Annotated in this window: 1 protein-coding gene; it reads left to right on the forward strand. The window is 37.6% G+C overall.

The features are described from left to right. The coding region (locus AC1DJR_RS32480; RefSeq protein WP_477004513.1) for a DJ-1/PfpI family protein at positions 1-473 on the forward strand (473 nt) is incomplete at its 5' end. Positions 474-689 lie beyond the last annotated feature (216 nt).

The raw sequence follows: 689 nt of genomic DNA on the forward strand, positions 1-689 counted from the left end.
AGCATGAGGTTACTACTTCGTTTGGAGTTACGGTTAAACTAMATGATTTTTTACGAATGGATAATCGTCCAGATTTGTTAATTGTACCTGGTGGTGGCTGGAATCATAAAGCTGAACATGGGGCACGAAAGCAAGCAGAGATTGGAACTTTGACCAAAATGATTAGAGAGATGCACGATGAAGGAACAATTGTTGCTGGAGTTTGTACAGGAGGTATGTTACTAGCTGTATCCGGTATATTGAATGATAAAAAGGCAACAATGCATCATTTGGCGCAAAATGAAATTAGTAAATATGGAGCAGAACTTCTTCATTACAGAATTGTGGATCAAGGCGATATTATTACTGCAAGAGGAGTTACTTCAGGAATTGATTTAGGTCTTTGGATCACGGAAAGGTTCGCAAGTTCCAAAATTGCAGCTGCTGTTGAATATAGAATGGAATACGAGAGGCGAGGTGTTGTGTGGAGTTAATTTGAATTCTTTTTCTTTTTCTGCAGTGGATTCCTTATAAAATGAAATCAATCATAGAGTGCCTTGCTCTGACTTGAACAATCTTAATTTTATATCACATCGCTATCAAGCTAAGAAAATAGAGCTACCTCCAGAATGAGGTTTTGCCCTAACTTGCAATAAAAAAGCTCATTTTTTCGTTTAAGGTGGATCTGTTTTCTTAAGTTGATGGGCAGG

The organism is Bacillus sp. 05T31 (assembly GCF_056396725.1).